The 22,109-nt window shown below is 73.2% G+C and carries 19 protein-coding genes; 12 read left to right on the top strand and 7 right to left on the bottom strand.

The window, feature by feature from the left end; all coding sequences use genetic code 11:
• Nucleotides 1-24: 24 nt before the first annotated feature.
• The 4 genes from wzm (at nucleotide 25) to Pdca_RS00965 (ending at nucleotide 3,770) form a co-directional block, all read left to right on the top strand.
• Nucleotides 25-894 (top strand): galactan export ABC transporter permease subunit Wzm/RfbD, encoded by an 870-nt coding sequence (wzm, locus tag Pdca_RS00980; RefSeq protein ID WP_085911965.1) that lies wholly within the window; start codon nucleotides 25-27, stop codon nucleotides 892-894.
• Between the two features lie 5 nt (nucleotides 895-899).
• Nucleotides 900-1,652: a galactan export ABC transporter ATP-binding subunit Wzt/RfbE gene (wzt, locus tag Pdca_RS00975; protein WP_085912025.1), complete on the top strand. Its 753-nt coding sequence runs from the start codon at nucleotides 900-902 to the stop codon at nucleotides 1,650-1,652.
• Nucleotides 1,649-2,554, top strand: a complete 906-nt coding sequence (glfT1, locus tag Pdca_RS00970; protein ID WP_085911966.1) for a galactofuranosyltransferase GlfT1 — start codon at nucleotides 1,649-1,651, stop codon at nucleotides 2,552-2,554. The genes wzt and glfT1 overlap by 4 nt, the downstream gene beginning before the upstream one ends.
• 163 nt (nucleotides 2,555-2,717) lie before the next feature.
• Complete coding sequence (locus Pdca_RS00965; protein WP_125911191.1) at nucleotides 2,718-3,770, top strand: type IV toxin-antitoxin system AbiEi family antitoxin domain-containing protein; 1,053 nt, start codon at nucleotides 2,718-2,720, stop codon at nucleotides 3,768-3,770.
• Here the strand turns inward: Pdca_RS00965 and Pdca_RS00960 are convergent.
• Nucleotides 3,749-4,198, bottom strand: coding sequence for a GtrA family protein (locus Pdca_RS00960; protein WP_085911968.1), 450 nt, complete (start codon nucleotides 4,196-4,198; stop codon nucleotides 3,749-3,751). The two genes, Pdca_RS00965 and Pdca_RS00960, sit on opposite strands and share 22 nt — an antisense overlap.
• A gap of 183 nt (nucleotides 4,199-4,381) precedes the next feature.
• Between Pdca_RS00960 and Pdca_RS00955 the strand changes: the two genes are divergently transcribed.
• The 4 genes from Pdca_RS00955 to Pdca_RS00940 are packed head-to-tail and all read left to right on the top strand — an operon-like array spanning nucleotide 4,382 to nucleotide 6,967.
• Nucleotides 4,382-4,990 (top strand): hypothetical protein, encoded by a 609-nt coding sequence (locus Pdca_RS00955; RefSeq protein WP_125911190.1) that lies wholly within the window; start codon nucleotides 4,382-4,384, stop codon nucleotides 4,988-4,990.
• A complete protein-coding gene (locus tag Pdca_RS00950) occupies nucleotides 4,987-5,301 on the top strand; it encodes a transcriptional regulator (RefSeq protein WP_085911970.1) in 315 nt (104 codons plus the stop codon). Before Pdca_RS00955 ends, Pdca_RS00950 begins: the two co-directional genes overlap by 4 nt.
• On the top strand, nucleotides 5,298-6,200 hold the full coding sequence (locus tag Pdca_RS00945) for an ABC transporter ATP-binding protein (RefSeq protein ID WP_085911971.1): 903 nt from the start codon (nucleotides 5,298-5,300) through the stop codon (nucleotides 6,198-6,200). The genes Pdca_RS00950 and Pdca_RS00945 overlap by 4 nt, the downstream gene beginning before the upstream one ends.
• Complete coding sequence (locus Pdca_RS00940) at nucleotides 6,197-6,967, top strand: ABC transporter permease (RefSeq protein ID WP_085911972.1); 771 nt, start codon at nucleotides 6,197-6,199, stop codon at nucleotides 6,965-6,967. Before Pdca_RS00945 ends, Pdca_RS00940 begins: the two co-directional genes overlap by 4 nt.
• 54 nt (nucleotides 6,968-7,021) lie before the next feature.
• Here the strand turns inward: Pdca_RS00940 and Pdca_RS00935 are convergent, their stop codons facing one another.
• The gene (locus tag Pdca_RS00935) at nucleotides 7,022-7,624 is read right to left on the bottom strand and encodes a DUF1707 SHOCT-like domain-containing protein (protein WP_085911973.1); all 603 of its coding nucleotides are present in this window, start codon (nucleotides 7,622-7,624) and stop codon (nucleotides 7,022-7,024) included.
• 27 nt (nucleotides 7,625-7,651) lie between these two features.
• Entirely contained in the window at nucleotides 7,652-9,466 is a 1,815-nt protein-coding gene (locus Pdca_RS00930; protein ID WP_085911974.1) for a hypothetical protein, read from the bottom strand.
• A gap of 267 nt (nucleotides 9,467-9,733) precedes the next feature.
• Between Pdca_RS00930 and Pdca_RS36595 the strand changes: the two genes are divergently transcribed.
• A complete protein-coding gene (locus tag Pdca_RS36595) occupies nucleotides 9,734-11,113 on the top strand; it encodes a decaprenylphosphoryl-beta-D-ribose oxidase (RefSeq protein ID WP_166666015.1) in 1,380 nt (459 codons plus the stop codon).
• Between the two features lie 18 nt (nucleotides 11,114-11,131).
• Nucleotides 11,132-11,887 (top strand): decaprenylphospho-beta-D-erythro-pentofuranosid-2-ulose 2-reductase, encoded by a 756-nt coding sequence (locus Pdca_RS00920; RefSeq protein WP_085911976.1) that lies wholly within the window; start codon nucleotides 11,132-11,134, stop codon nucleotides 11,885-11,887.
• Between the two features lie 6 nt (nucleotides 11,888-11,893).
• On the opposite strand, the gene Pdca_RS00915 is transcribed toward Pdca_RS00920, so the two are convergent.
• From Pdca_RS00915 to Pdca_RS00905, 3 genes are all read right to left on the bottom strand, one after another.
• The gene (locus Pdca_RS00915; RefSeq protein ID WP_085911977.1) at nucleotides 11,894-12,544 is read right to left on the bottom strand and encodes a nitroreductase family protein; all 651 of its coding nucleotides are present in this window, start codon (nucleotides 12,542-12,544) and stop codon (nucleotides 11,894-11,896) included.
• A 24-nt stretch (nucleotides 12,545-12,568) separates the two neighbouring features.
• Nucleotides 12,569-13,228 (bottom strand): hypothetical protein, encoded by a 660-nt coding sequence (locus Pdca_RS00910; RefSeq protein WP_085911978.1) that lies wholly within the window; start codon nucleotides 13,226-13,228, stop codon nucleotides 12,569-12,571.
• Nucleotides 13,229-13,568: 340 nt separating this feature from the next.
• Nucleotides 13,569-15,953: an acyltransferase gene (locus Pdca_RS00905; protein WP_158092103.1), complete on the bottom strand. Its 2,385-nt coding sequence runs from the start codon at nucleotides 15,951-15,953 to the stop codon at nucleotides 13,569-13,571.
• 182 nt (nucleotides 15,954-16,135) lie between these two features.
• Here Pdca_RS00905 and Pdca_RS00900 point away from each other — a divergent pair, with 182 nt between their 5' ends.
• Together Pdca_RS00900 and Pdca_RS00895 are read left to right on the top strand one after the other, a co-directional pair.
• Nucleotides 16,136-19,369, top strand: a complete 3,234-nt coding sequence (locus Pdca_RS00900; protein ID WP_085911980.1) for an arabinosyltransferase domain-containing protein — start codon at nucleotides 16,136-16,138, stop codon at nucleotides 19,367-19,369.
• Nucleotides 19,370-19,422: 53 nt separating this feature from the next.
• Nucleotides 19,423-21,321, top strand: a complete 1,899-nt coding sequence (locus Pdca_RS00895) for a glycosyltransferase (protein ID WP_085911981.1) — start codon at nucleotides 19,423-19,425, stop codon at nucleotides 21,319-21,321.
• Nucleotides 21,322-21,419: 98 nt separating this feature from the next.
• On the opposite strand, the gene Pdca_RS00890 is transcribed toward Pdca_RS00895, so the two are convergent.
• Nucleotides 21,420-22,079, bottom strand: a complete 660-nt coding sequence (locus Pdca_RS00890; RefSeq protein WP_174824273.1) for a hypothetical protein — start codon at nucleotides 22,077-22,079, stop codon at nucleotides 21,420-21,422.
• Nucleotides 22,080-22,109 lie beyond the last annotated feature (30 nt).

The following is a 22,109-nucleotide window of genomic DNA, read 5'->3' as shown; positions in this document are numbered from 1 at the left end:
CAGGCCTCTGAGTACCCTCGTCGGGTGGCCGTGACCGTGACCGACAACGAGCCGGGCGATCTCATCGACCCGTCCGAGGTGTCGAGCCCGCGCAGCTGGCGCCGGGCGTTCGCGGATCTCGCCGCAGGCTGGCGTCAGCGCCCGCTGTGGGGGTACCTCGGCTGGCAGGACATCAAGCAGCGCTACCGCCGCTCGGTGCTGGGCCCGCTCTGGATCTCGATCAGCATGGGCGTCATCGCGCTCGGGCTGGGCATCCTCTACTCGGCGCTGTTCGAGATCCCGATCGCGACGTTCCTGCCGCACGTCGCCGTCGGGCTGCTGATCTGGAACTTCGTGTCCGGCTGCATCATCGAGGGCAGCGAGGTCTTCATCTCCAACGAAGGCCTGATCAAGTTCCTGCCGGCGCCACTGAGCCTGCACATCTACCGCCTGGTGTGGCGACAGACGCTGTTCTTCCTGCACAACCTGGTGGTCTGGTTGGTGCTGATGATCATCTTCCCGCACCCGCTGGGATTCTCGTCGCTGCTCGCGATCCCGGCGTTCGCGCTGCTCGCGATCAACGGCGCCTGGGTGGCGATCCTCGCCGGGATCCTCGCGACCCGGTTCCGGGACATCCCGCCGATCATCGCCAGCGTGACCCAGCTGGTCTTCTACCTGACCCCGATCGTGTGGTCGGTCGACATCCTGCGGGACAACGAGGCGGCCCGTGAGCGGGCCAGCCTGGTCGAGTTCAACCCGGTGTTCCACTTCGTGGAGATCGTCCGCCAGCCGCTGCTCGGTCAGGAGATCGTCGGCCGGTACTGGCTGGTCACCGGCGTCATCACGATCGTCGGCTGGACCGCAGCACTGGTCTGCCTGCGCAACTACCGTTCCCGCGTCGCGTACTGGGTGTGAACACCGTGCCGGAACCGTCCATCCGCATCGACAGCGCCGCCGTCGACTTCCCGATCTTCGACGCGAAGACCCGGTCACTGAAGAAGGCCGTGCTCGGCCGCGCCGGCGGCCGGATCGGCACCGCGTCGAAGGTCCCGATCATCGAGGCCCTCCGGGACATCAACCTGACCCTCTCCAAGGGCGACCGGGTCGCCCTGGTCGGGCACAACGGCGCCGGGAAGTCCACCCTGCTGCGCCTGATGGCGGGGATCTACGAGCCGACCCGGGGCCGGTCGGCGGTGCGCGGCAAGGTCGCGCCGGTCTTCGACCTGGCCGTCGGCATGGACCCGGAGATCTCCGGCTACGACAACATCCTCATCCGCGGTCTGTTCCTGGGCATGACACGCAAGCAGATGGAGGAGCGGATCGACGACATCGCCGAGTTCACCGAGCTCGGCGACTACCTCGAGATGCCGCTGCGGGCGTACTCGACGGGTATGCGGGTGCGGCTCGCGCTCGGCGTCGTCACCTCGATCGATCCGGACATCCTGCTGCTCGACGAGGGCATCGGCGCCGTCGACGCCGAGTTCCTCGACAAGGCCCGCGGCCGGCTGCACGAGCTCGTCGACCGGTCCGGGATCCTGGTGTTCGCCTCGCACTCCGACGAGTTCCTGGCCGACCTCTGCGACACCGCGCTGTGGATGGAGCACGGGACGATCAAGGAGTACGGCCCGCTGCAGGACGTGCTGGACTCCTACAAGGGCCGGACCCCCTCGTGAGCTCACGGCTCGCGCCCGGCTCGGTCGTCGGCGTGATCGTCACCCGGCACCGTGCGGAGATGCTGGTCGACTCGCTGAACGCGATGGCGAAGCAGACGCACCCGCTGGCGCACCTGATCGTCGTCGACAACGGGCCCGACCAGCCGGCCCGCGACGCCGTCGAGGCGTGCCCGCTGCCGACCACCTGGCTGCCGTCGTGGACCAACCTGGGCGGTGCGGGCGGGTTCGCGCTGGGCATGCTGCACGCACTCGCGATGGGCGCGGACTGGGTCTTCCTCGCCGACGACGACGGCCACGCCGCCGACGCCGGCACCCTCGCCACGCTGGTCGACGTCGCGCAGCGGCACGGGCTGGCGGCGGTCTCCCCGGTGGTCGCCGACAAGGCCCGGCCGGACCGGCTGGCGTTCCCGCTGCGGCGCGGCGTGACCTGGCATCGCAACCGTTCCGCGCTCGGCGACGACGATCTGCTCCCCGGCATCGCCTCGTTCTTCAACGGGGCGCTGTTCCGGGCCTCGACGCTCGAGGTGATCGGGGTGCCGGACCTGCGGCTGTTCGTCCGCGGCGACGAGGTGGAGATGCACCGCCGGATGGTGCGCTCCGGGCTGCCGTTCGGGACCGCCCTGCACGCCACCTACCTGCACCCCTACGGCTCGGACGAGTTCAAGCCGATGCTCGGCGGCCGGTTGCACGCGCAGGATCCGGGCGACGCGGTGAAGCGCTACTACACCTACCGCAACCGTGGCTACCTGATGAGCCAGCCCGGGATGCGGCGGATCGGGTTGCTGGAGCTGCCGCGGTTCGCCTGGTACTTCCTGGTCACCAAGCGGGATCCGCGCGGGTTCCGGGAGTGGCTGCGACTGCTGAAGCAGGGGCGTGCCGAGCGCTTCCACCGCGCTCCCTGATCTGCCACCGACCGCACCCCGTCGCATCGGTTCGCACCTGCTGCGGAGGGTGTGAACCGAGGCGTAGGGGTGCGAACCCCTATCTGTCCACAGCCCGGCCGGTTGTCCACAGGTCGACGGACGGTGGCTGTGGGCGCCGCTGGTGGGGTGCACGGTCGGTGGTGTGGACACCTCCTCGCTCCTGAACCCCGACGCCGACGGGCTGCTCCGCCGTACGGAGCTGCGTGCCGCCGGCTTCGACGCCGGTGAGATCGATCGGCTGCTGCGCTCCGGAGTGCTGATCCTCGTGCGGCGCGGGGTCTATCGACTGGCCGGCGAACGGTCATCGCCGTCGTCCCCGGAGGCGGACCACGCGCTGCGGGCACGCGCCGCCGCACCCGAGCTGTCGGCGGGCACCGTGTTCGCTCGTACCACGGCCGCTGCGTTGCTCGGGTTACCGTTGTGGGGGCTGCCGCTGGACCGGCTGCACGTGATCCGGGACCGATCGTCCGGTGGCCGGGTGCGCCGGGGCATGCACGTGCACTGCGCCCGGCTGCCCATCGGGGACGTGCTGGATCTCGGCGGCGTACGGGTGACGACGCCCGCGCGGACCGTCGTCGACCTCGCCCGCTCGGTGCCCCCGGAGCAGGCGCTCGTCGCGGTGGACGGGGCGCTGCACAAGGCGGTCGTCCGTGCCCGTACCGCCGTTCCCGATCCGGGCGCGGTCACGCCCGGCGAGATCGGGGCGATCGTGGCGCGGCTGCCGAGCGCACGCGGTGCCCCCGCCGCACGCAGGGTGCTCGGCCTCGCGGATCCGCTGAGCGAGAGCCCCGGAGAGTCCCGTAGCCGCTTCCGGATGCATCTGGCGGGCTTGCCCGCACCCGTCACCCAGTGGCCGGTTCCGGGCACCCGCTACCGGGTCGACTTCGCATGGCCGGATCACGGCCTGCTCGGCGAGTTCGACGGCCGGGTGAAGTACGGCCGCGCGCTGCTCCCGGGGATGGATGTGGGCGAGATCCTGTGGCGGGAGAAGCGCCGGGAGGACCGGATCCGGGCCGCGGGGTGGACGGCCGCGGGGTGTGGTCGGAGATCGGCTCCCCAGGGCCCGACGGCATGGTCGCGGGCCTGCGACGACGACTGGCGCGGTGAGTTCGCACCCCGTCGCCCCGGTTCGCACCCGCTGCGACCGGTGCGAACCGGGACGAAGGGGTGCGGTCAGTCCTTGAAGATCACGTAGCGGAGCATCACGAAGTTGATCGCCGTGGCGGTGCCCTGGGCGACCAGCCAGGCCAGCGACGTGTCGTGGTCCAGCGGCGGCAGCAGGTACAGCACGAGCGAGTTCATCCCGACGTTCACGGCGAAGGTCGTGCCGTAGAGGGCGACGAAGCCGGCGAAGCGACCCTTGCCACCGGTGTTGGCCCCGGTGAAGGTGAACCGCTTGTTGAGTAGATAGGCCGTCGTGGTGCCGAGGATGAAGCTGATCCCCTTCGACACCGGAACCCACAGGCCCAGGTTCAGCAGAAGGTGGTAGATCCCGAAGTCGACCGCCGCGGCGAGCACGCCGACGACGATGAAGCTCCCGAGCTGGCTGACCAGTCCGCGGCGCGGCGCGGGCACCGCGTCGGGCGCCGGGCTCTCGGCCCGCGAGGGCTCGGTGGCGGTCACACATCGAGGGTAGCGGCGCGCAACGCCCGCCCGTCGGCGACCCACGGGATGCCGCCGTTCGACGGCCCTCCACCTGCGCGGATGCGGTCGCCGGGCCGATCGGGATGGACACCACCAATGACTTTGCGCTACAAAGTAGCTGTGTTCGCAAATCAGTTGGTGCGATCCGCCCAGGGGGAGACGATGCAGGACCCACCGATCACCGGGCCCGACGACGACCCGCCGGCCTCACCGGCCGACGCGCTCGCGATCATCGAGCAGGAGCAGGCCCGGCAGGAGCCGGACGTCGGCCCCTACTTCCTGCTGTGGGGTGTGGCCTGGGCGCTGATGGGCGGCGCCTGGTTCGGGGCGCACCAGGGGCTCTGGTCCGCCGGTACCGCCGGGATCACGACCGGACTGCTGGTCGTCGTCGGGATCGGGACCAGCGCGTTCATGGGGACCCGGATCGGGCGTGGGGTGTCCGGACCGTCCAGCACCTTCGGCGCGATGTACGGCATCGGATGGCTCATCGCGATGATCGGGACCGGGGCACTCGGCGGGGCGCTGGTGGCCACCACCGGGCCGGCCGGCGGGAACCTGATCCCGGCCCTGTTCGTGTTCGTCGTCGGTGTGCTGTACACCGCGACCGGGGCGTTCCATCGATCCACCTTCGACTACGTCCTCGGGATCGTGGTGCAGGTGATCGCCGTCGTCACCGCCTTCACCCCGGTCCCGTGGAACTCGCTGGTGATGGGGATCGGCGGTGGCGGCGCGCTGATCGTCGCCGGGCTGCTGTCCCGGAGGGCGCGGTGACCGAGCTCGATCCGGTCATCCACGCCCAGGCGCGGCTGCGGGTCACCGCCAGCCTCGCGGCGCTGTCCGACGGTGACCGGATGACGTTCCCCCGGCTCCAGGAGCTGCTGGCGATGACCGCCGGGAACCTGTCGACCCACCTGCGGAAGCTGGAGGACGCCGGCTACGTCGCGATCACCAAGACCCACCAGCGCCGCACCCCGGTCACCTACGTCGAGCTGACGCGGGCGGGTCGCCGGGCCTTCGAGGACTACACCGCGGCGCTGCGCACCCTGCTGGCGCCACAGCCCGGAACGGAGGTCGGATCGTGACCGCACCGGTCGTACTCGCGGGGGTGAGCCGCCGCTACGGCGGCACCGTCGCACTCGACGACGTCGATCTCACGCTCGAGCCCGGCAGCCTCACCGGCCTGCTCGGACCGAACGGCGCAGGCAAGTCCACCCTGGTCAACCTGGTCGCCGGCCTCCGCCGGGCCGACTCCGGCACGGTCCGGCTGTTCGGCGGCGACCCGCGGGACGCCGCCAACCGGGTCGCGCTGGGCACCACGCCGCAGCAGACCGGGCTGCCCGAGACGCTGCGGGTCGGCGAGGTCGTCCGCTTCGTCTCCGGGCACTTCCCCGATCCGGTCCCGGCCGGCGAGCTGCTGGAACGTTTCGGCCTCGACGGTCTGGAACGGCGGCAGACCGGCGGGCTGTCCGGCGGTCAGCGGCGCCGGCTCGCCGTCGCGCTGGCCTTCTGCGGGCGGCCCCGGCTGGTGCTGCTCGACGAGCCGACCACCGGCCTCGACGTCGAGGGACGCCGGGCGCTGTGGGACGCCGTCCGCGACTTCCATGCCGGCGGCGGCACCGTGCTGCTCACCACCCACTACCTGGACGAGATCGAGAACCTCGCCGAGCGGGTGGTCGTGCTCGCCGGTGGCCGGATCCGCGCCGACGGCGACGTCGGCACCGTGCGCGGGGCGGTCCGGCGCAGCCGCGTCACGCTGCGCGCGCACCTGCTGCCCGAGCTGCCGGGCGTCGAGCACGCCGAGCAGGACGGGGACCGCTGGACCCTGCACACCCCGGACGCCGACGAGCTCGTCCGGGCGCTGGTCCGCGACGGCGTCGCGTTCTCCGATCTCGGTGTGCAGCGGGCATCGCTGGAGGACGCCTTCCTCTCCCTGACCGGACGGTCGACGACCACCGAACCGGCGACCGGAGGTTCCCGATGAGCACCCTGGCCCCGGCCCGTCCGGCCGCGTCGCTGATCGTGGCGCACATCCGATACCTGGTGCTCGAACAGCTCCGGATCCCGATCGCGGTGCTCTCGTCGGCGCTGTTCCCGGCCCTGACGCTGCTGTTCTTCGTGCTGCCGTTCGACTACTCGCAGGATCCCGCCGCCGCCACCGCGGCGGTCGCCCAGCTGGCGCTGTTCGGGGTGCTGACCGGGTTCCTGTTCACCTTCGGCGTGGGAGTCGCCGACGACCGGGAGAAGCCGTGGGACCCCTACCTCCGGACGCTCCCGGCGCCCGCCGCGGCCCGGATCGTGGCCCGGCTGGTGTGCGGCGCGTTCTTCGCGCTGCTGTCGGTGCTGCCGGTGCTCGTGGTCGGTGCGGTGTTCACCGCGGCGACCGTGCCGGCGGACCGGGTGCTCGGCGGCATCGCGATGCTGGCACTCGGCGGGTTGCCGTTCCTGCTCGGCGGGCTGGCGATCGGCTACTCGCTGCCGACGAAGGCCGCGCTGCCGGTGGTGCAGCTGGTGTTCTTCCCGATGGCATTCGGCGGCGGGCTGCTGCTGCCACCGGAGCTGTTCCCGGACTGGATGCAGATCGTGTCCTCGCTGCTCCCCACCCGCGGTGCCCGTGACCTGCTGATCCTCAGCCTCGGCGGGCCCGCACCCGGACTTCTGACGGTGCTCGCCTTCGTCGGCTGGACGGTCCTGGCGGCGCTGGTCGCCGGCTGGGCCTACCGCCGCGACGAGGGGCGCCGCTTCCGCTGACCGACTCCCCGGCGCGGCTCCGAGGGGGGTCGGGGCCGCGCCGGGGCCCTCGTGTCAGAAGTGTCGGCCGGCGAACGTGTAGCGGGTCCGGACCGTCACCGAGCCGGCGGACGTCCGGCCGTAGATCCGGAAGTGCGGACGGCCGTGCACCGGTCGCGCCGCGATCTTCGAACGGACCGAGCCGAACGACGACTCCAGGCCGTCGACGTCGGCGGTGGCGTCGTCGGGCACCAGCAGCCGGGCCGAGCCCGCGCCGAGCTCCAGCTCCACCTCGACGACGGGCGAGGGAAGCTCGGCCTCGCAGAAGTCCAGCAGGACCGGGCCGAACGAGCTCTGCACCCGCAACCGGGCCGGCACGTTCCACTGCCCGCGCCGCTTCAGTGCGCCGAGCCCGCCGCGCAGCACCGTCGGCGGACCGACCGGGGTGGCGAGGATGTCGGCGCTCAGGTTCAGCGGGTCGCCGGGCAGATCGTCGAGCACCGGCACCAGATCGGCCCCGAACCGGGCCGCGTACACGGTGCGCAGCCGCTCCTCCAGTTCGTCGACCGAGATACGGCCTTCCGCCATGGCCCGGTTGAGCCGTTCGGCGGCGCGCTCACGGTCGGCGTCGGAGATCCTGATCTCGCGCCGCTCGTCGGGAAGCCGCCGACCGTCCACGTGTCCAGGGTAAACGCCGTGCGGTGCTCAGCCGACCGGGGCGGCGACGGGGAGCCGGAACAGCCACGCGCCACCGTCGAAGCGGCCCGGATCGCCGGTCACCCGGCGGGTCCAGTCGACGACGCGGTCCTCGTCGCCGCCGTCGACCGCCCGGCCCGGCACCATCACCACCGCGGTGATCCCCAGCCGGCGCAGCTCGGCGTTCGCCTCGGCCGCGTAGCCGTCGCTGGGGTCGTTCTTCCCGTCGGCCACCCACTGCGCGCCGATCTGGTAGCGGTTCCAGCGGCTCTGCACGACGACGTCGTCGTCGGGATCGGAGGCGATGAAGTAGCCGCCGCGCATCCGGAAGTCCGGCCCGGACGCCGCCTGCCAGCGCAGACCCTGCGCGCCGTCGTCCCAGGCGGCGGTGATCCGCGGATAGATCTCGACGACGTCGGCCGGGCCGAGCCCGCCGGCGCCGGCGGTGAAGAACTCCGGGACCGGGGCCGGACGGACCTCCTGCGCGTCGGCAGGCAGCCAGCTGACGAGTGCGAAACCGGTGAGCGCGAGCGCACCGGCCCGGGTGCCCGGCGAGGTCAGCGGCATCCGGTCGATCCAGATCGCGACCACCGCCGCCACGCACAGCGCGGTGATGATCTGGATCCGCACCGGCTCGACGTCGCTCAGCAACGGCACCCGGGCGAACGCCAGCCACGGCAGCGGGATCCCGGTCTCCCGGTCGAACAGCACCAGCCCGGTGCCGAGTGAGCACAGCCAGGTCAGCGCCGCGACCGCCGCCAGCACCCGCAGCACCGTCGAGCGGACCACCACCACCGCGACGACGACCAGCGCCAGCATCGCCAGGCCGAGGTAGCCGCCCTGCTCCCCGATGTGCCCGCGCAGCTGCTCGCCGGTCACGTCCGGGGTCAGCCGCAACGCCGTCATCCGGGTCGGGACCAGCACGTTCGCCAGGTCCGCCCCGGTCGCGTGCACGTTCCGGATCGCCGAGCGCGGCCGGTTCGGACCGGCCAGCACCAGGAACAGCGGATAGGCGCCGACCACAGCGAACACGCCGATACAGGCCACCCCGGCCCGGAACAGGCCGGGCAGCTGCGCCCGCACCCGCCGTGGGTAGCGAAGCGCCAGCAGCACCGCCGTCAGCACCAGGACGATCACGCCGATCGCCAGCGTCTGGGTGTACAGCACGAGCTGCCCGGCGAACGCCAGCCCGGCCAGCCCGCCGAGCAGCCACGGCCGCGCGACCGGGCCGCGGCCGAACAGGTGGTGGGCGAGCAGGAGCAGCAGCGGCGGCAGCACCGACCAGGTGAGGTTCAGGTGCCCGGCGACGGCGTGCGCGAGATGGAACGGGGAGAACGCGTACAGCGCCCCGGCGGCACCGCGGGCGATCCAGCCGCGCGCCCCGGTGGACGTCACGAACGGGCCGAGCGCGGCGACCAGCAGCAGACCGGACACCACCGGCCCGAGGACGACACCGACGTTGAACGCGGCGATCGAACCGGCCGTCACGGTGACCGGCGCGAGCAGCACACCGAGCAGCGGGACCGCGGTGTTCCACAGCGCGTTCAGCCCGAACGGCCAGTGCATCCAGTCGGTGAGCAGCGGGTTCTCGCCGTGCGCCATCGCGAACGGGAGCCAGTTCAGCCACCAGGCGAACATGTCGGCGTCGGCGGTGACGTGCCCGATGAGCACCCCGCCCGGGTCGGCCAGCGCGCGGCGCTGCAGCCACAGCGAGCCGAGCAGGTAACCGGCGCCGAGCAGCAGGTAGCAGCCGATCGTGGCGGCGCGGGGGCGCCGCGGCGGCAGCGAGCCCAGTGCACGCGGGGCCTGCCGCTCGTCCAGCACCCGCCCAGTGTGGCGCCTCCCGCTCGCGGCCGGTCACCGCGGGCCCACCCGCTGTGCCGGACTGTGCGGTCCCACCGGAGCACCGGACTCCGCAGCGCCGGTCACCGCAGCGCCGGTCACCGCGACCCCACTCCCCCACAGTCGCACCACAGCGCCGCACCGCGCGGTTGCACCACAGCGCCGCACCGCGCGGTTGCACCGCGACGAGCCGGCGCCGGACGGGTGTCTACCCTGGGCCCGGTGACGGACACGACCGCTCCCGGCAGCATCCGGTCCGGGACACCCACCCGCCGGACCACCGCCCTGCACGGCTGGGGACGGACCGCGCCCACGATCGCGCAGCTCGTCACCCCCCGCGGTGTGGAGGACGTCGCCGAGGCCGTCCGCACCGCCGGTGAGCGGGGTGTGATCGCCCGCGGCCTGGGCCGTTCCTACGGCGACCCCGCGCAGAACGCCGGCGGCGTCGTCCTGGACATGCCGGGCATGGACCGGATCCACACGATCGACCAGGGCACCGGCGTCGCCGACGTCGACGCGGGCGTCTCGCTGGACCAGCTGATGCGTGCCGCACTGCCGCACGGGCTGTGGGTCCCGGTACTGCCCGGCACCCGCCAGGTCACCATCGGCGGTGCGATCGGCGCCGACGTGCACGGCAAGAACCACCACACCAAGGGCAGCTTCGGCAACCACGTGGAGTGGCTGCAGCTGGTCACGGCCGACGGCTCGGTGCGCGAGCTGACCCCGGACGGACCCGACGCGAAGCTGTTCTGGGCCACCGTCGGCGGCATGGGCCTGACCGGGGTGATCACCCGGGCGCGGGTGCGGCTGCACCGCACCGAGTCGGCGTACTTCGTCGTCGACACCGACCGGACCGACGACCTGGACGGCCTGCTGGAGCTGCTCACCGACGGCTCCGACGACACCTACGGCTACTCCGCCGCCTGGTTCGACACCACCGCCACCGGAGCACGGCTGGGCCGCAGCGTGCTCACCCGCGGCTCGCTCGCGACCGTCGACCAGCTGCCCGCGAATCTGCGCTGCGACCCGCTGAAGTTCGACGCGCCGCAGCTGCTGAGCTTCCCGGACGCCTTCCCGAACGGGCTGATCAACAAGCTGTCGGTGCGGGCGTTCAGCGAGCTGTGGTTCCGCAAGGCACCCCGCCGCCAGCGCGGCTCGGTGCAGAACATCACGGCCTTCTACCAGGTACTCGACGTCTTCGGCGGCTGGAACCGGGTCTACGGGTCCAAGGGGTTCCTGCAGTACCAGTTCGTGGTGCCGCGCGGCGAGGAGACCGCGCTGCGCCGGATCGTCGAGCGGATCTCGCAGTCGCCGTTCGACTCCGCACTGAACGTGTTCAAGCGCTTCGGCGCGGGCAACGACGCACCGCTGTCGTTCCCCACCGAGGGCTGGACGATCACCGTCGACTTCCCGATCACCAGCGGTCTGTCCCGGTTCTGCACCGAGCTCGACGAGCTGGTGCTGGCCACGGGCGGACGGCTGTACCTGGCGAAGGAGTCGCGGACCTCACCGGAGGCGTTCGCCGCCGGCTACCCCCGGTTCGACGAGTGGAAGGCGATCCGCGACGCTGCCGACCCGGCCGGCGTCTTCGCCTCCGACATGTCCCGCCGCCTCAAGCTCACCCTCTGACCTGGGAGTTCCCGAACGATGATCGACGCCGTGGGCAACCCGCAGAGCATCCTGCTGCTCGGTGGAACCTCCGAGATCGGCCTGGCCACCGTCCGCGCGTTCGCGTCGGACCGCCCGATGCGGGTGGTGCTGGCCGCCCGGCCGGGCCCCCGGCTGGACGCCGCCCGGACCGAGCTGGAGGCGCTGGGCTGCGGGGTGGAGACCGTCGAGTTCGACGCCGCGCAGCTCGACACGCACGCCGAGGTGGTGCGCACCGCGTTCGCCGGTGGTGACGTCGACATCGCGATCGTCGCGTTCGGTCTGCTCGGCGACAACGAGAAGGCCTGGACCGACGTCGAGCACGCCGTCGAGCTCGCCCAGGTCAACTACACCGCGACCGTCTCCACCGGGGTCGCGCTGGCCGAGCGGTTCCGCGAGCAGGGGCACGGCTCGATCGTCGCGATCTCCTCGGTCGCCGGGGAGCGGGCGCGGCGCTCGAACTTCGTCTACGGCTCCACGAAGGCCGGGATGGACGCGTTCTACACCGGTCTGACCGAGGCGCTGCGCGAGCACGGGGTGACCGTGACGATCGTCCGCCCCGGGTTCGTGCACTCGAAGATGACCGACGGCCTCGACCCTGCCCCGCTGGCGACCACGCCGCAGGCGGTCGCGGACGTGATCACCGACGCGGTGCGCAAGCACAAGGAGCTGGTGTGGGCACCGGCGCCGATGCGGTTCGTGATGAGCGCGCTGCGGCACGTGCCGCGCCCGATCTTCCGGAAGCTGCCGATCTGACCCGGCTCACCAGCCGTCGATGTGCAGGACGGTGTCGATCGGTGCCCGCTTCGCGGGCTTGAAGGTGTCCCCGGTGTAGTACGCGACGGGCAGCAGCACGCCCTGACGGACGTGATCGGGGACGCCCAGGAGCTGCGAGATCTCCTTCTCGTAGCGCAGGTGCAGGGTGGTCCACGCGCTGCCGAGCCCGCGAGCGCGCAGCGCGAGCTGCAGGCTCCACGCGGCAGGCAGCAGCGACCCCCACATACCTGCCTGGTTGGACGCCGGCAGCTCGGCCGACGCCGTCAGCGCCCCGATCACCAGAACCGGTACCTCCCCCATCTTCTCCGCGAGGTAGGTCGCGCTGTCGGAGACGCGGTTCTGGGTGGCGTCCCGCTCGGCGTCACCGGTGGACCGGTTCGCGGGGTGTGCCGAGTTGCTCCGGTACGCGGTGTAGGACTCGCGGTAGTACTCGCCGATCGCCTTCCGCTTCTCCGCGTCGGTCACGACCAGCCAGTGCCAGCCCTGCTGGTTGGAGCCGCTCGGGGCCTGCAGCGCGACCTCGAGGGCGTCGCGGACCACATCCAGCGGGACGTCACGGGTCAGGTCGAGGCGCTTGCGGACCGACCGGGTGGTGGCGAGCAGCTCGTCGGGCGTCAGGGGAAGAACGTCGCTCATATCAACCATCCTGCCCCGGTTCCCTCAGCCGGGCTTGCGGAGCACGAACACCGCCCGCTCGCCGCTGCCGACGGCCATGCTCAGGCGTCCGGACGAGCGCTGCGCCCTGGTCGCCGTCAGTCGCGGGTCGAGCAGTGCCGGGACGCCCCCGTAGGGCGGCCGGGTCAGCCCGTCGGAACCCTCGCGGACGACCTCGAACCCGGCTCCGGTGAGGATCTCCCGGATCCGGACGTGCCCCCGTGGGACGCGCGGCGGGACCCAGCGCGCACCGGCGAGCTCGCGGCCCCGTCCCTCGGCGTCGGCGGCGACGACCAGTGCGTGCCCACCCGGCTCCAGCACCCGGAACCAGCCGCCGGGCCCGGTGTCACCGGCCAGCGCGTCGTCCGGGAGCCGGTCCAGCACCTCGACGGCGGTCACCGCAGCCACCGCGCCGGGCAGCTCGTCGATCCGGCGGTGCACCGGGCATCCCGGGGCGCCCGCGCGCATCGCGTCGGCATCCGCGTCGGATCCGGCCAGACCGGACACCGGGCCGAGCCGGGCCAGACCGGCGAGCAGCAGCCCGCCGGCGCCGTCGACGTCGAGATAGGGCCCGCGGCCCAGGTGACGGCGGACCAGGCGCAGGTACCAGTGCAGGGCTGCGTCGTCCGGCGGGAGGTCGGTGCGGGAGGAGCTGGTCGGGATCATCGGTCCACAGGGGTCGGCGGGATCGGGGCGGTCGACCGGCTGGTCGGGATCAGCTGGTCGCGATCGGGCTGATCGCGATCGGGCTGGTCGCCAACAGTCGGTCGCCAACAGTCGGTCGCCAACAGTCGGTCGCCAACATTGTCCCCCGGCTCGGACCCGTTCTCGGGCCCGGCCGCCCACTGTGCGCCGCTCGCCGCGTCCCGGACCCGGCTCGGACCCCGGTTCGGGCCGCTTCCGGCCCCACTTCGGGCCCCACCTCAGGCCCCAGCTTCGGGCCCCGTTTCAGCCCTCACGTCAAGCCCCGCTTCAGGTCTCACTTCACGCCCGCTTCAGGTCCGCTTCAGGCTCCGTGCGAGGGCCGCTTGCGGCGGCGGCGCGCGGCCTCCCCCGAGGCGGCGACGATCGGGGTGGCGGCGCTGCCGTGCGCGACGTCGCGCCGGTGCGACCCGCGGCCGCAGTTCTCCGCCCCGCTGCGGGTCCCCGGCAGCGCCGACGCCGACCGGATCGCGCGCGGCGCGGGCACCACGCCACCGCGCGGGGTGTCCTTCAGCTCGCGGGCCGCCCGCTGCAGCGACCGCAGTCGCTCCACCCGGTCGGCGCCGCTGGACGGTCCCGGCCCGTCGACGACCGGACGGAAAAGTTCCGGGCCGCGCACATCGTCGTTGCGGGCGCGGGTGAGCGCGACGAGATCGGCCGCGACGCCACCGGTGAGCCCGTCTCCGCCCACGGCACGGGCGGCCGCGAGCCGGTCCAGCACCCAGCGCGCCGTACCGACCGGAACGACCTCGCCGGACGGGGCCGGGACCCGGTCGTCGAGCCGGCTCGGGAGCTCACCGTCGACGGTCGCCTCATCCGAGCCGGCCGGGGCCGGTCCGGCCGCCGGTGCCGCGGGCTCCGCGGGCCGCTCGGCACCCCGGTTGACCGGCGCAGCCGCCGGCCGCCCCGCATCCCGATTCGCCGGCACAACAGCCGGTCGCCCCGCATCCCGGCTGACCGGGGCGACAGCCGGACGTTCCGCATCCCGGCTGACCGGGACACCAGCCGGTCGCTCCGCACCGTGGTCCACCGGCGCGACAGCCGGCCGCTCCGCATCCCGGTCCACCGCAGCAACAGCAGGTCGCTCTGCCGCCCGGTTCACCGGGACCGCCGTGGGGCGCACCGCCGCCGGCCGGTCGGTCGCCCGCCCGATCACCGGGATCAGGGCGGTCTCCGGATCGACCCGGGCGTCGTCGGTGGTGACCCGGTGCCGAGCCCGACCGGCCGCAACGGGAGCCGCAACGATGGAAGCCGCAGCGACAGGAGCCGCAGAGCTGGGAGCCGCAGAGCTGGGAGCCGCGATGGCCGCGAACACGGTCGTCTCCGGGTCGCGGCGGGCCGCATCGGAGTCGACAGGCACGCCGACCCGCAGGTCGACCGGCAGACCCGCAGCGGGGCCGCTGCTCGGACCGGCGGGCACCGGCGCCGCGACGTCGGCCTGCGGGGCCGGCTCGGCACGACGGCCGGGCAGCGCCCGCATCCACCGGCGGGCGGGGCGTTCGACGAGCGTGTAGAGCAGGTGTGCCACGGGCAGTGTCCCCACGAAGACGGTGAGCGCGATCAGATGCCCGGTCTCCCCGCCAGCGGGGACGACACCGGAGTCGCTCAGGAACCAGTAGACCTCGAACATCGGGATGTGGACGAGGTAGAGCGCGTACGAGATGCGGCCCCCGTGCACCACAGGGCCCCGGGACAGCAGCCGGTGCACCGGTCCGCGGTCGGCGAGCGCGAGCGCACCGACCAGGACCGGGAACAGCAGCACGGTGAGGCCGTGCAGCCCGTGACCGGCGACGCCGCCGGCGAGCAGGACGAACGGGATCGCGGCGAAGGTGAACGTCGCCACCGACGACGCGACCGACGCGGACGAGCCCGCCGGCCGCCGGCGCAACCTGCGCACGGCCAGCATCGCCAGCACCCCCGCGGAGAACCCGCCGAGGATCCGGACCAGCCAGCTGTACGGGTAGTACGGCGACCCGACCACGACGAACGCCGACGCGAGTGGCGCCACACACAGCAGCGACCCGGCCGCCAGCACCACGAACGGCAGGTTCCGCAGCCGGAAGAACACGACCGCGAGCAGCGGGAACAACAGGTAGGCGAGCCACTCCGCGCTGACCGACCAGGTCGGCCCGACCCAGGACGCGCCGTCCAGGTACGGCTCGGTCCACATCTGGACGAGCAGCACCTGCTCCAGCCAGGCGCCGACGCTCAGCTCCGGCTGCACCGCCTGGTAGGCGATCTCGTCGGTGCCGCCGATCAGCGCCCGAGCCACCAGCCACATCCCGAACAGGTGCAGGACGACCGCGTAGGCCGGCCACATCCGGGCCACCCTGGCCCACACGAAGCCGCCCGCGTCGCGTATCCGCAACCGTGGGCCGAGCTGCTCGAGGTAGGTCCAGGCGATCACGAAACCGCTCAGGACGAAGAACAGATCCACCCCGAGCGCACCCTGCGTGACCAGCGGACCGAGCCAGTTGTTCAGTGCCTCCACGCCGGCCAGCGGGGTGAAGTGGAAGTGGAACGCCACCACCCACAGCGCCGCGACGAGCCGCAGACCGGTGAGCGCCCGCACCTCGGCCCGCCCGCCGGGGGCGGCCGGTTCGGCCCGGTCGGCGTGGGTGTCGCCGGTGCCGGACGCGCCCTGGGCCGGGATCTCCACCGGCCGGCGCTCGGAAGTGCGAATGCTCACGTGAGGGGCCAACGAAAGATCAGCACCACCGTCACCGGTGACACCTGAAGAGGGCCCGAATGTCGCATTCGGTGACAGAGTGTAATTGTCAGCCCGCTTGAGACCTCGGCAGGGCGACATCCAGGAGCGGTCATCACGGGGGTGTCACGGTCGATCTTGGGCGCCCGTCTAGCCTCGGCCGCGTGGTGAGCGTCGAGAGCGAACCCGATCAGCGGGTCGGGCCCGGGCCCGGTGATCGCGGATCCCGTGGCACCGACCGTTTCCTCGCCGCCGCACTCGGGCTCCTCTCCGCGGTGTTCGCACTGCTCATCCCGTTCCTGCCGGTCGTGCAGAGCACCGCGAGCGTGACCTGGCCGACCGCCTCGACCGGTACCGCCCCGATCGACGCGCCGCTGGTCGCGTACCGGCCGGAGGCGCTGCAGATCACCCTCACCTGCGACGCGATCCGCAGCCTCGACGAGCGCACCCCCGGGCCGGCCACGGTCCTCGCGACGGTCCCCCCGCAGGCACCGCACGGCGCGGCCGTCGGCCTGCAGGTCGGTGTCGCCGACGGCGTCCTCACCGTCGACAACCGCGGCCAGCGGGCCGTCACCGAGCCGCTCCCGGCGCCGGGCCCGGGCTGCGCGTTCACGCTGATCTCGACCGATGCCGCGACCACCGCGACGCTCGGCGGCAGCACCGTGATCGATGCGGCGGGTGACGTGCGCCCGCAGGTCGTCGGCGTCCACTCCGATCTGGACGGTGCGCTGGACCCGATGAGCGGAACGTCGGTGTCGTTCGACACCGACAACCGCTACGACACCTCCGCGACCGGGCTGAAGGCGGCGACCGGGGTGCTCGCGGCCGTCTCACTGGCCGGCTGCCTGTGGTTCCTGCGCCGGATCGACGACCGGGACGGCCGCCGGATCGTGCACGGCCGCAGGCTCGCCGGGGTGTTGCGCGGGCGCGACTCGGTGCGCGACGCCGTCGTCGTCGGGGTGCTCGCGGTATGGGCCGTGATCGGTTCCATGACCTCGGACGACGGGTACATCCTCGCGATCTCCCGGGGCAACGACGCGGCCGGCTACATCGGCAACTACTTCCGCTGGTTCAACTCGCCCGAGGCCCCGTTCGGCTGGTTCTACCAGCTCTACTCGCTCTGGAGCGGGGTCTCCGAGGCGGTTCTGTGGCTGCGGCTGCCCGCGCTCGCGATGGGCATCGCGTCCTGGTTCCTGATCAGCAGGGCGCTGCTCCCCCGGCTCGGCACCCGGGTCCGCCGCAGCCGGTCCGCCGGCTGGGCGGCGGCCGGGGTGTTCCTGTGCTTCTGGCTGCCGTTCGACAACGGCCTGCGCCCGGAGAGCGTCGTGGTGATCGCTGCGCTGGTGTCGCTGGTGATGCTGGAGCGGGCGCTGGCGACCCGGCGGCTGCTGCCGGTCGCCGGGGCACTGATCGCGGCGGCGTTCGCGGTCGCGGCGACCCCGACCGGCCTGATCGCGCTGGCACCGTTCCTCGCCGCCACCCGGCCGCTGCTGCGGCTGTTCACCGAGCGCGCCGCGCGGGCCGGCTGGGTGCCGACGCTGGCCCCGCTGCTGGCCGCCGGCCTGATCGTGCTGCTGGCCGTGTTCGGCGACCAGACCTGGGCGACGATCTCCGAGGCCACCCGGGTCCGCACCGAGCTCGGGCCGAACCTGTCCTGGTACCAGGAGCTGTCCCGCTACGACCTGCTGTTCGCCGAGTCCCGGGACGGCTCGCTGCAACGCCGGTTCCCGGTGCTGCTGCTGTGGCTGTGCACCGCGGTCGCCGGTGCCGTGCTGCTGCGCCGTGGCCGGATCCCCGGGGCCGCGCTCGGGTTCTCCCGGCGGCTGCTCGGCAGCACCGTGCTGTCGTTCGCCGTGCTGGCGCTGACCCCGACGAAGTGGACCCACCACTTCGGCGCGTTCGCCGCGCTGGCGGCGGGCGTCGCCGCGCTGGCCGCGCTGGCAACCAGCACCGGTGTGCTGCGCTCCCGGCGCAACCAGGCGTTGTTCCTCGCCGCGGTCCTCGCGGTGACCGCGCTCGCCTTCACCGGCCCGAACACCTGGTGGTACGTCTCGAACTGGGGCGTGCCGTGGTTCGACAAGCCGCCGTCGGTGGCCGGGTTCTCGGCGACCGGAATGCTGCTCGGCCTGGCCGGGATCTCGCTGGTCGTCGGCATGATCGAGCACCTGCGCACGCCCGGTGTGCCACGCCCGGTGCCGCCGTCGCAGGCCGGTGGACGCCGGTCGCGGCGGCGCGGCGGGCAGGCCCGCGCGGTCCGTCTCGGCTCGGCCCCGATCGCGCTCATCTGCGCGTTCATGGTGCTGTTCCAGGTCGCGTCGCTGGCGAAGGGCATGGAGAAGCAGGCGGGCTCCTACTCGCTCGGCGCCGACATCATCGGCGACCCGACGGGATCGCAGTGCGGCCTCGCCGGACGCCTGCTCGTCGAGACCGACCCAGCCGCGAGCGTGCTCCCGCCGGCCCCGCCCGGTGCGCTCGACGAGCCGCCGCTGGAGCAGGGCTTCGTCCGCGACGGTCTGCCGCCCACCGGTCCCGGCTCGCTGCGCGACAACGACGGCACCGGCGAGTCCCAGCCCGGGATCACCGGCACCGGACCACAGGGCGGCCCGGTGAGCGGCAGCTGGTCGCCGGATCCGGAGCACACCGGCGACTACCGTTCCGGCTGGTACACGCTGCCCGAGGCGGCCCGCCGGGGCGAGGCACCGCTGGTGCTCGGCATCGCCGGGACCATCGGCGGCGCCAACTCGCTGACCCTGGAGTTCGCCTCCGGCGACCGCCCGGTGGAGACGATCACGCCGTCCGGCAACGCGGGCACCGTCACCTCGGTGGCCGACAACGCGGGCACCGCGGCCGGCGGGACCGCGTGGCGCGACATCCGGCTCGATCTGTCCGGCACCGCCGCCGCCGAGGCGGACCGGGTCCGGGTCGTCGCGTCCGACCGGGGGCTCGGGCCGAACTCCTGGCTCGCCGTCGCGCAGCCCCGGGTCCCGCAGCTGACGCCGCTGACCGACGTCGTCGGCGGCCGTCCCGGCTACCTGGACTGGCCCACCGCGTTCGTGCACCCCTGCCTGCGCCGGTTCGACGTGAACGGCGGGATCGCCGACGTGCCGGCGTTCCGGCTGCTCGCCGACACCCAGCAGCGCTCGGTCGGCGACGAATGGGGTGCTGCCTCGGGCGGCGGGCCGCGCGGCTGGACGGCACTGGTCGGGGCCGAACGGGTGCTCCCGACGTATCTCCCGGGTGAGTGGGACTTCGACTGGGGCCAGTTCCGGATCTACGAGCCGTACACCCCGCAGTCGGTGCCCGCGCCGGTGGAACGCGGCGAGCGCACCATGTGGGGGTGGCAGCAGGTCGGCGGGATCGGCGCCGCGCCGGGTGACCCGCCGCCGCTGCCCGGCTGACCGGACGGCAGACTCTTCATCCGGCCCACCCGACCGAGAGGCACTCCCGAGACATGCTGGACACCGCGCGTCCCACCCGCGACGGAGACCCCGCTCCCGCCGCACCGCAGGGCGGTGACCCGCGACCCGGCAGGCTCGTGGTGCAACGGGGGCCGTTCACCGGCCCGACCCCGCTGGTCCCCGAGGACCTCTACGCCGAGGTGCTCCGCGGAGCCGCCCGGCGCGAGCGGGACCGGATCGAGCTGGCCCCGGCCACCCTCGTCACCACCAACACCTACTGGGGCCGGCTGCACGCCACCTACTGGCACCGGTGGACGGCGGTGCCGCAGGTCCGGGTGTCGCTGAACGCGGCGGGCCGCGGCCGGGTGTGGCTGATGGCCTCGGACACCAACAAGGTCGGCCGGGCCGTCGCCTACGCCGATGTGGACGGCTCCCGGCGGGTCGAGCTGACCGGTGCGATCGACCGGTTCATCGACGGCGGCGGGCTCTGGCTGGAGTTCGGCACCGACACCGGCGAGCTGGCCGTGTCCGGTGTGGAGTGGACCGTGCAGGTGCCGCGGCCGCCCCGCCCGACCTCGATCACGATCTGCACGCACAACCGGGTCGAGGACTGCCTCAACACCCTGCAGGCGCTGCTCGACGACCCGGCCGCGCTGGCCCGGGTCGCGCAGGTCCGGGTGGTCGACCAGGGCAGCGACCCGCTGGACGCGCACGACCGGTTCGCCGGGATTGCGGAGGACTTCGGCGCGCAGCTCGTGCACCAGCGGCAGCCGAACCTGGGCGGCGCGGGCGGATTCAGCCGCGGCCTGTACGAGGCGACCGCCGGGGACCCGGCCGACGACCACGACGTCCTGCTGATGGACGACGACGTGCTGCTCGATCCCGAGATCGTGGTGCGGCTGACCGGCTTCGCCGCCTGCACGACCACCCCGACGATCGTCGGCGGGCAGATGCTGAACCTGCTGCACCCGGGGCACGTGCACATCACCGCCGAGTACGCCGAGCCGGAGAAGCTGCGGGTCGGCAGGCCGGTGCCGGGCGCGCTCGAGGAGGGCTTCCTGCTCGGCCGCGACGAGCGGCTGCTGCCGATCGTGCAGGAACGCCGGGTCGACACCGAGTACAACGGCTGGTGGTCCTGTCTGATCCCGGCCCCGGTGGTGCGCGCGATCGGCTACCCGCTGCCGCTGTTCTTCCAGTGGGACGACGTCGAGTTCGGCTACCGCGCCCGCGAGCACGGCTTCCCCACCGTCTCCCTCCCCGGCGCCGGCGTGTGGCACGCCGACTTCGGCTGGAAGGACTGGGACGAGTGGCACCGCTACTTCAACCAGCGCAACGGTCTGATCACCGCGGCCCTGCGCACCGGTTTCGACCGGCGCACGGTCGCCTCGACGGTGGCCGAGCTGCTGGCCCAGTATCTGGTGGCGATGCAGTACGGGCTGGCCGCGACCCTGCTGACCGCCGTGGACGACTTCCTGGAGGGCCCGCGGGTCCTCGACGACGGCTCGGCCGCTGCCGCCGCCATGATCCGCCGGATCCGTGCCGCCTACCCGGAGACGACAGCCGTGCCGATCGCCGAGGCCGGGCTGGACCCGCGGGATTCCGTGGTCCACCTGGCTGGCGGCAAGCCGTCCAAGATGATCAGGACGTGGCTCAAGCGGGCCGTGCTGCAGGCGTCCGGACGGGTGCCGTTCCGCAGTGGGATGGTGCCGGCCGGCGAGGCGCACTGGTGGCACGTGGCGCTGTTCGAGCGGGCGATCGTGACCGACATGGCCGAGACCGGCGTCCGGATCCGGACCCGGGACCGCGAGCGGCTCCGCGAGCTGGCCACCCGCGGGGTGCGCACCGTGCGGCGGCTGTACAGCGAGGGCCCGGACGCGGCCCGGGCCTGGAAGGCCGCCGAGCCGCGGCTCACCGCACGCGAGACCTGGGCGCGGTTGTACGGCGAGGCCTGAGCCGACCGGCGCCCACCGGAGCGGGCGGCCCGCGCCACCGGGTCCCGGAGGAGCGGCCCGCGTGTCCCGGTGCCCGGGGTCCCGCAGCACGGTCGTGGTCAGGCCCTGCCGACGGGAGCCCGGCGGCCGTTCCCCATCCGCCCGGTCCACATCCGCCCGGTGAGCACAGCGACCAGCGCGAGCACCGACAGCACCGGCGCCGGGTTCCCGATCACGAGCCCGACGACCAGGTCGGTGACGACCGCCGTGCATCCCACCACGAACATCCACCGCGGCCCCGTCACCGGCTTCGGCCGGCCCGCCGACCACGGCGTGCGGCCCCACGGCTTGTCGATCGAGACCCAGGCCTGGAACCCGATCGCGGTCACCATGAGCAGGGTCGCCGTGAGCAGGCCGGCCGGTGGCACGGCCGCCGGATCGTCGTGCGCGGCGTCGAGGGACGCCGACAGCACGACGATCCCCAGGTAGAGCAGGGTCAGGGTGCTCGCGAACTTCACCGTGGTCCACCAGTGGTGGAAGACCCCGTAGGGGGTCGCGGCGCCAAGCACGATCCCGGTCAGGGCCGAGCCGGTGGCGAGCGGGGCGAGCAGCACCCCGTCGAGGTGGTGCGCGGCGACCAGCGCCGGTGCGCGGGCCACCGGATCGGCCGCGGCGAGCGCGAGCAGCACGGCCAGCGACGCGGCGAGCGCCATCCAGCCGACGGATGTGAGCACGTGCAGCCAGATGGTGATCCGGCGCCAGGTCCTGGTGGTGAGCACGGGTCCACCTCACCCGGCACGCCGCCCCGG

Source organism: Pseudonocardia autotrophica (assembly GCF_003945385.1).
Taxonomy (GTDB): domain Bacteria; phylum Actinomycetota; class Actinomycetes; order Mycobacteriales; family Pseudonocardiaceae; genus Pseudonocardia; species Pseudonocardia autotrophica.
The sequence above is the reverse complement of the archived record's forward strand: the minus strand, read 5'-3'. Positions and strand labels throughout refer to the sequence as shown.

Coding starts and splice junctions, on each gene's coding strand:
- Pdca_RS00920 (WP_085911976.1), top strand. CDS start 11,132: ATGATCGACGCCGTGGGCAACCCGCAGAGCATCCTGCTGCTCGGTGGA.
- Pdca_RS00895 (WP_085911981.1), top strand. CDS start 19,423: ATGCTGGACACCGCGCGTCCCACCCGCGACGGAGACCCCGCTCCCGCC.
- Pdca_RS00910 (WP_085911978.1), bottom strand. CDS start 13,228: ATGATCCCGACCAGCTCCTCCCGCACCGACCTCCCGCCGGACGACGCA.
- Pdca_RS00915 (WP_085911977.1), bottom strand. CDS start 12,544: ATGAGCGACGTTCTTCCCCTGACGCCCGACGAGCTGCTCGCCACCACC.
- Pdca_RS00940 (WP_085911972.1), top strand. CDS start 6,197: ATGAGCACCCTGGCCCCGGCCCGTCCGGCCGCGTCGCTGATCGTGGCG.
- Pdca_RS00955 (WP_125911190.1), top strand. CDS start 4,382: ATGCAGGACCCACCGATCACCGGGCCCGACGACGACCCGCCGGCCTCA.